The sequence below is a fragment of the Pseudoflavonifractor sp. An85 genome, from assembly GCF_002161235.1.
Classification (GTDB): domain Bacteria; phylum Bacillota; class Clostridia; order Oscillospirales; family Oscillospiraceae; genus Enterenecus.
Map to the genome: position 1 here is coordinate 1 of NZ_NFHE01000073.1, position 2,451 is coordinate 2,451.

Sequence of the window (2,451 nt, forward strand, 5' to 3'; positions counted from 1 at the left end):
GTGCCGGTGCCCACGCCGAAATGGTAGGTGGTGCCGCCGTACCGGTCGGCGATGGCGGTGTATTCGCCCGCACGGTCGATGACGTAGATTTCGTCCGTGGGGTTGGTGAAGATGGTGCCTGTCATCTCGGTCTTGACGAACATGCCCTTGCCCGAGCCGGTCTTGCCGCACACGAAGCCCATGGGGCTGGTCAGCCGCTTGCGGTTGCAGATGACGAGGTTCCGCGAATGCTTGTTCTGTCCGTAGTAGTTGCCGCCCTTGTCGTCCAGCTCCTGCGTGGCGAAGGGCACGAGGATGGCGACCTGCGCGGTGGTGAACATGCGGCTGATCTCAACATGGTTGTGGCCCAAGGGGAGGATCGAGTTCAGGCCACGGCGCTGCCGGTAGTCGTAGGTGTCCACCTCGATGGAGGACTGGCGGGCGACCGAGATGATGCGCATCACCTGCTGGTCCAACTGCTCCTTGGTGGGCGCGTAGGTGTAGATGAGGCCGGTGAACACGTAGAGCCGCTGGTTCTTGTTCTGCAAGTGGTCCAGCACGTCCTCGGTCTCCTCCTTGGAGTATTTCAGCTCCTGCGGGAGGATGCTGAAATCGTACCCCTTGTTCACCGCCGAACGCTGCTCCTCGATGATCTCCTTGTCGATCCACGCGGAGCGGCTGCGCACGAAGTTGATGGCCTTCGACTTGTCCATGGGCTGCACGTACCACGTGACCTCCATGGGGATGGGCAGGTCCACGATGTCCGCCAAAGCGCGGTCGGAGAGTTCTGAGCCGAACTTCTTCATGACGAGTACCTGCCCGTACACGCCGTTGTCCAGTTGGAAGCAGTCGTTGTACATGCCGTCCGGCTTGAAGTCGATCTGCGTGGGCGCGATGCAGTCCTTGGTGGTCTGCACGCTGCGGGCGGAGATGTCTCGCTGGTAGTCGAAGTAGAACGGCTTGTACGGGTTCAACAAGCTGTGGATGACCCTGAGCCGCTGGGTGCCGTTCAACAGATGTGGCTTGGACCCCATGGAGTTCAGGATGCGGCTGGATTCCGTTTCGATGCGGGAGAGCTGCCGGGCGGCGTCCTCCGCCGTGTCCGCCGACACGGAATAGGTCAGGTAGCGGTTGCGGCGGATGTTGCTCACGCCCTCCTTCACCTTGTCGTTCAGGATGTCGTTGAACAGTTGGGCGTCGTGGCGGGCCGCGTCGGTGGACTGGGCGTTGGGGTTGAAGAACCTCCGGTGGCCCACCTCCTCCCGCAGGAGGGGCGTGTTGACGACGCTCATCTGCACGAGGGTGTTCGCGCCGAACTGGTCGTACAGGCGGGTCAGGGCGGAGAACATGGCCTTCTGCTGCTCGTCACGCACGCTGTGGTAGCTGGTATCGTCAAACGCGATGGACGAGGAGAACAGGCCCTCCTCCACCTCGCAGATGCCGTCCTGATACATCCTGTTGTACCCGATGTAGTCGGTGACGGTCTTCGCCGCCTCCCGCTTGCGTCGGAAGCCCTCGGTCTTGTCGCTCAGCTCCTTGTCGCGGTCCTTGAGCTGCGACTTGATGGACTTATAGCTGCGCTTGGCGCTCTTCTCGGCATCCTTCGCCTCCCGTTCCCGGCGGGCGATGTCGCGCTTCGCGGCCTTCTTCTCCTTCCGGGTGAGCTTGCGCCCGTGGGCGGTACGCCCGCGCCGGGGCGCGACCTGCCCGAGTGCATCCACGTCGATGGCCCCCGCGTCACTGTACACGGGCCGGGGGTCGATGCCGCCCTCGCCTGTGGCGTGGACAAACTCATCAATGTCGAAGTTGGCGGTCACGGGATCGTCCTCATAGTCATACGATGACACGTTCCGCGCGGGGGGAATAGGCTTCGATCCCCTTGAGATTTCCCTGCTTTCGGTAGTATTTTCCATAGATGCTTCCTTTCTTTCGGTCGGGCTGGCCGGGGTCGTGGACAAGGCCGCTGCGCGTCATCGACGGCGTGTAGAAGATACGGTCGTCGGTGAATTTGGCGCGGAGCCACAGGGGAACGAACTTCTCGAAGGGCATCCCCTTGGGACGAATGAACCCGCAGCACCAGAACGGCAGGCTCACGGCATATATCACCATCATGTAGTCGCCGGGGTTCAGGCCCAGCACGAAGTACAGGTAGACGCCCGTGAGGACGCTGACGCCGAGCGCACCCACGATGGAGACGAGGGTGCGCCCGGTCATCTTGCCCACGACCTTCGGCTGGTACTCGGCAATGTCCTTGTGTACGGTCACGGAGAGCATGGGCGTCCCCCTCTCAGGCGATCAGGTGGAAGGACGAGGTGTCCGCCGTCCACGACGCCGGAGCGGCGTCCACGTAGATGGTGTTGGTCATGGTGGCCGCCGCACCGGACCACGAGGTATCGAGGGAGCCGAAGTAGATGGCCGCGCCGCAGACGATTGCGCCGCCGACGATCATGGCGATGGCACCGGCGAGCTGTC

Annotated in this window: 2 protein-coding genes and 1 pseudogene; all 3 read right to left on the reverse strand. The window is 62.8% G+C overall.

The features are described from left to right. On the reverse strand, nt 1–1,796 hold a 1,796-nt coding region (locus B5G37_RS14220), incomplete at its 3' end, for a hypothetical protein (protein WP_204217953.1). Between the two features lie 16 nt (nt 1,797–1,812). Further along, nucleotides 1,813–2,253: a PrgI family protein gene (locus B5G37_RS14225; protein WP_087258906.1), complete on the reverse strand. Its 441-nt coding sequence runs from the start codon at nt 2,251–2,253 to the stop codon at nt 1,813–1,815. Nucleotides 2,254–2,266: 13 nt separating this feature from the next. Continuing rightward, nucleotides 2,267–2,451, reverse strand: a pseudogene (locus tag B5G37_RS15320) (hypothetical protein); the annotation flags it as partial.

Bases quoted from the DNA above. Each gene is read 5' to 3' on its own strand.
- B5G37_RS14225 (WP_087258906.1), bottom strand. From the start codon at position 2,253: ATGCTCTCCGTGACCGTACACAAGGACATTGCCGAGTACCAGCCGAAG.